The organism is Acinetobacter sp. UBA3025 (assembly GCF_002367915.1).
Lineage (GTDB): Bacteria > Pseudomonadota > Gammaproteobacteria > Pseudomonadales > Moraxellaceae > Acinetobacter.
Genome location: NZ_DFDO01000013.1, coordinates 1 through 4,719, shown reverse-complemented (window position 1 = coordinate 4,719; position 4,719 = coordinate 1). Strand labels below are relative to the sequence as shown.

At 43.1% G+C, this 4,719-nt stretch carries 6 protein-coding genes and 1 pseudogene; all 7 read right to left on the bottom strand.

The genetic code is table 11. From position 1 onward, the window contains the following. Window positions 1-501 precede the first annotated feature (501 nt). Window positions 502-1,035, bottom strand: coding sequence for a ribosome biogenesis factor YjgA (yjgA, locus tag B4J23_RS00540; protein ID WP_005232100.1), 534 nt, complete (start codon window positions 1,033-1,035; stop codon window positions 502-504). A 2-nt stretch (window positions 1,036-1,037) separates the two neighbouring features. Continuing rightward, a complete protein-coding gene (locus tag B4J23_RS00535) occupies window positions 1,038-1,307 on the bottom strand; it encodes an HPr family phosphocarrier protein (protein WP_034169914.1) in 270 nt (89 codons plus the stop codon). Then, window positions 1,304-2,155 (bottom strand): RNase adapter RapZ, encoded by an 852-nt coding sequence (rapZ, locus tag B4J23_RS00530; protein WP_004782131.1) that lies wholly within the window; start codon window positions 2,153-2,155, stop codon window positions 1,304-1,306. The genes B4J23_RS00535 and rapZ overlap by 4 nt, the downstream gene beginning before the upstream one ends. An 18-nt stretch (window positions 2,156-2,173) precedes the next feature. Then, the gene (gene panC, locus B4J23_RS00525; protein WP_291358234.1) at window positions 2,174-3,022 is read right to left on the bottom strand and encodes a pantoate--beta-alanine ligase; all 849 of its coding nucleotides are present in this window, start codon (window positions 3,020-3,022) and stop codon (window positions 2,174-2,176) included. A 1-nt stretch (window position 3,023) separates the two neighbouring features. Next, window positions 3,024-3,833 carry a 3-methyl-2-oxobutanoate hydroxymethyltransferase gene (panB, locus tag B4J23_RS00520; protein WP_004782128.1) on the bottom strand — a complete coding sequence of 270 codons (810 nt, stop codon included), beginning with the start codon at window positions 3,831-3,833 and terminating at the stop codon, window positions 3,024-3,026. A gap of 52 nt (window positions 3,834-3,885) precedes the next feature. Next, the gene (gene folK, locus B4J23_RS00515; RefSeq protein ID WP_159124103.1) at window positions 3,886-4,371 is read right to left on the bottom strand and encodes a 2-amino-4-hydroxy-6-hydroxymethyldihydropteridine diphosphokinase; all 486 of its coding nucleotides are present in this window, start codon (window positions 4,369-4,371) and stop codon (window positions 3,886-3,888) included. Next, window positions 4,368-4,719: pseudogene (locus tag B4J23_RS00510) on the bottom strand (polynucleotide adenylyltransferase PcnB); the annotation flags it as partial. The pseudogene B4J23_RS00510 and the gene folK, both read right to left, overlap by 4 nt.

Genomic DNA, 4,719 nt, shown 5'->3' with positions numbered 1-4,719 from the left:
TAGCTTCAATACCTTGATATTTAAATATTAAGAATTACTTGAGAAAATATTCCTCTTATAAAAAATTACATATAATTATTTGAAATTCCTGAATTCATTTCAAATTGTTTCAATATCATCTGAGTTCTGAAATCTGAGGAAGATAAAAACAGCTCATTTTTCTTCTGATCTTTAGGTAAATAAAAGCTTTTGAATTTTCAAATATATAGAAAATACTTATTGTCACCTTCTGAAAAAATAGATCGCCAATAATATTAATTTGCCCTAAATTTATTTCTATTTTTTAAATATTCTTAATAATCATAAAATATTGAGTGATTTAAATAGTTTATTTATGCACTAAAACCAATTTTTTACGTAATCAAAAATATTAAAAGTTTACATTTTTTTACAGTTAACAATGACTTATAGGAACATTCTTGAATTTTCATGGAAAATAAAAATTAATTAGAGTGAATAAAAAAGCGACAAAATGTCGCTTTTCTTTAATTCAGTTTACAATCAGTTATCTGATATGAGGGCAACTTGCTGCACATAGTTAAACAGCTTTTGCTTTGAGGCTGCCACTTCTTCTTCCGGTGCCTGATTTTTTAGATCACGATGTACACGTAAATAATGCTGACGTAAGGTATGACGTTCTGTCGCATTATAGGTTTTGGTAAATTCATTAATTGCAGGATCACCATCTTTCACGATACGGTCAACCCAACGCTGCAATTGTGCTGTCTTTTTCAAACCCTGTTTCGGAGTCAGATAAGACAGAATCACGGTTTCATTTTCATTACGAAGTAATTTACCAATACGTGAAAATTGACGACGGCGTGCTTCATGTGAACTGATTTGCTGGACATCCAGCAAAGCTTCAATCAGACGTTCTTCAACGGGTAAATTTTTAATTTGTTTCGCACTCAGTTCTGCCAACTGTGCGCCTAAAGCAGCCATACGCTGAACTGCTTTTTTCTGTTCGGTTTTACTTGCGCGTCCCTCTAAAGATTCAAAGTCTTCTTCAGTTAAACTGCTCGGTCGACGTGCCACGATTAATCTGCCTCATAAAATTTTGCCGCAAACAGTGCCTGAATTTCAGATAAGGCCTTTTCCTCATCTGCACCTTCAATCACCAAGCGTAAAGTTGTTCCTTTGCCCGCACCAAGCATCAGCAAGGACATAATATTTTTGGCATCAACCAATTTGTCCGATTTGCCAATCTGGATACTGGAACGAAATTTGGTGGTAACTTCAATGAGTTTACCTGATGCACGCGCATGTAAACCTAGTTTATTAATTACGTCAACAGTCGTATCAATCATGACCAGTGCTTCATTTCTCGGTGGAGGACTTGAATAGACCATTTTGCCTCAAGCGCTTTTTTTAGTCTATCCACAATATAAACAGAACGATGCTGGCCGCCAGTACAACCAATCGAGATGGTCATATAATGACGATGACCCTCAGCAAAGGTCGGCAGCCATTTGTCTAAAAAGTGATAAATATCCTGGAACATGTCTTCGACCTGATCACTTTTTTCCAGGAATTCCTGTACCGGCTGATCCAGGCCTGAATATTTACGCAGTTCGAGTTCCCAATGCGGATTCGGCAAATGACGGACGTCGAAAACATAATCGGCATCTAAAGGAATGCCATGCTTATAGCCAAAAGATTGCAGAATCACAATCAGGTTATCAGTCTGCCCTAGCTTGTACAATAAGGTATGTTTCAGATCATGTACGCTTTTATCAGTGGTATCGATATGCACTGTAGAGCGGAGCTGGATCGGCATCAGCAGGACTTTTTCTTCCTGAATACACTGATGCAGACTCTTGAAACGGGCAGCCAAAGGATGCGGACGGCGTGACGCACTAAAACGGGCAATCAGCTCCTGATCCTGCGTAGTCAGATAGATGACATCTACCGTACCATGCTGTTGCAGCTGTTCAAATACATGGTCGAATTCCTGCAAATCTGCACGGGTACTACGAACATCCACCCCAAGCGCCAACTGTTCCAGGTTATTTTCACAGTCCAGCTTTGCCACAATTTCAGGAAGCAAGGCCAAAGGCAGATTATCAATACAGTAATAACCCAAGTCTTCAAGTACCTGCAATGCAGAAGATTTACCTGAGCCAGATTGTCCTGTCACAATTAAAATGCGCTTCATGCCTTACGATCCTTTTACTTATCCAGCTGCGTATTTGATCTGCAGATTATCAATCAGACGAGTTTTTCCTAATTTCGCCGCGACCAGAATCACGACATCCTGATTAAATTCGTCAATTTTCTGCAATTCCGGTGTACGGGCTTTTACATAGTCCACTACCAGACCTGCATCTGTCAAAGTTTGACGGATACCTGCCAGTGCTTCCTCCAAAGTTTTACCTGCATGTAACTGCTGCTCAGCAGTTTTCAGACTCTGGAAAATGACTGGTGCTGTTACACGTTCCTGCTCGCTTAGATAGCCATTACGCGAACTAAGTGCCAGACCATCTTCAGCACGGGCAATTGGCACACCAATCACTTCCAGCGGAATATTCAGGTCTTGAACAAACTGACGAATCACAGCCAGTTGCTGATAGTCTTTCTGACCAAAGAAGGCATAGTTGGGTTGAACAATATTAAATAATTTGGTCACCACGACCGCTACACCATCAAAATGACCTGGACGCTGTAAGCCACATAGATCATTGGTGATACCAGATACACTGATATTGGTCAGACGTGGCTTGTTACCATACATCTGCTCTACAGTTGGGGCAAAGACAATGTCACAACCCACATCTGCCAGTAACTGCTGATCCTGCTCTAAAGTACGTGGATAATTATCAAAATCCTCATTAGGTCCGAACTGGATCGGATTAACGAAAATACTCACAACAACGACATCACACAGTTTACGCGCCTCACGCACCAGATTCAGATGCCCCTGATGCAGGTTGCCCATGGTCGGGACAAAACCAATAATTTTACGCGCAGAACGTGCAGGATTGAGCGAAGCAGATAATCCTTGGATGGTTGTTTCTGTTTTCATGTTACAACTCGACTTGGAATGTTTGTTCAGGTGCTGGGAATGAACCATCTAAAACAGCCGCATGATAGGCTTTAAATGCATCCAGAATTGCAGTCGCACCAGACTGTTCTTTCATAAAGTTACGTACAAATTTCGCGGTATGGCCAAAGGTTAGACCAAGCATGTCTTGAACGACCAATACCTGGCCATCAGTGGCTGCCCCTGCTCCAATACCAATCACTGGAATATGTGGGAAAAGTTCAGTAATTTCCTGACCCAATTGTGCAGGCACGCATTCCAGCAACAGCACTGCTGCACCGGCTTCAACCACTGCCTTACAGTCAGCAATCAGTTGATCGGCCGCTTCACGGGTACGGGCCTGTAGCTTATAGCCACCAAAGACATGCACCGACTGCGGAGTGAGACCCAAGTGAACACAGACTGGAATCCCGTTACGGGTTAGAACCTGAACGGTTTCCGCCAGCCAGGCACCACCTTCCATCTTGACCATTTGTGCACCGGCCTGCATCACCGTTTTTGAGCTTTGTAATGCATCATTCAGAGTGGCATAACTCATAAATGGCAGATCAGTCATAATCAGTGCATGCTGATTGCCACGGCGTACCGCTGCGGTATGGTAAGCCATATCTTCTACAGTCACAGGCAAGGTTGAATCACGACCTTGAATCGACATACCCAAAGAGTCGCCTATCAAAATACTGTCAACTTCAGCAATTTCCATGGCTTTGGCCATACTGGCGTCATAGCAAGTCAGGCAAGAAAATTTGCGTCCTTCCGCTTTATATCGTCTTAAATCACTGAGACTGATCATGAAGATGTTCCTCTATTATTGAAGTTCTCTCGAACATGCCAATAATTAAAAATTAAATATTTGCCCAATTCGTGCGGTCAAAAACCGTTAAGGTTGATTGCTTGACGATGTCCAGGTCTTTTAATGTGTTTCCATTCAGCTGCAAGTTGGCATCAATATCCAGTAATGGTACCAATACAAAGTCACGTTCCAGCACGCCCACATGCGGTACGGTTAACCGTTCATTTTGAATCTGTTCATCACCATAAATAAGCAGATCCAGATCCAAGGTACGTTCACCCCAATGACGTAGACGCACACGCCCAGCCTCTTGTTCAAAGGCTTGCAGACGATCCAGCAGATCCAGCGGTGCCAGATCCGTAATTAACTGTACGACAGCATTAAAATAATTCGGCTGATCTTGTGGCCCCATAGGTGGGCTTTGGTATAGATGCGAGGTTTTTATCTGTCCCAAACTTGCCAGCTTTTGCACGGCTTCAGCCAGAATCTGGCGTGAATCGCCCAGGTTACTTCCTAAACCGATATAGGTCACTGTCATTGTGTAGGCCCAAAAATAACCTGGCTTAAATCACGCTGCACCCGTTTACGCTTGGTAATTGGATGGTCTGCACCAATGTCACCGCTGGCACTGGCCGCCACATGAGAAACCGGTTTGCTACGCTCATTCTCAAATTTGGCTTTACGTGCACGACGGCTACGTGGTTCTGGCTCATTCACCAGAGGCTCAATCTCGGTTGCTACATCTTGTGCAGCCAGACGCTGTTCCAGATGTTCTTCCTGAGAAGCCTTGCGACGGCTCTTGGCACGCTGACGGTTATATTGGGCAATGGCACGCTCTTTTTCATCGCTGCCCATTTGCTGATAGGCTTCCCACCAGCTTCCCATA

Bases quoted from the DNA above. Each gene is read 5' to 3' on its own strand.
- B4J23_RS00535 (WP_034169914.1), bottom strand. From the start codon at position 1,307: ATGATTGATACGACTGTTGACGTAATTAATAAACTAGGTTTACATGCG.
- rapZ (WP_004782131.1), bottom strand. From the start codon at position 2,155: ATGAAGCGCATTTTAATTGTGACAGGACAATCTGGCTCAGGTAAATCT.
- panC (WP_291358234.1), bottom strand. From the start codon at position 3,022: ATGAAAACAGAAACAACCATCCAAGGATTATCTGCTTCGCTCAATCCT.
- panB (WP_004782128.1), bottom strand. From the start codon at position 3,833: ATGATCAGTCTCAGTGATTTAAGACGATATAAAGCGGAAGGACGCAAA.
- folK (WP_159124103.1), bottom strand. From the start codon at position 4,371: ATGACAGTGACCTATATCGGTTTAGGAAGTAACCTGGGCGATTCACGC.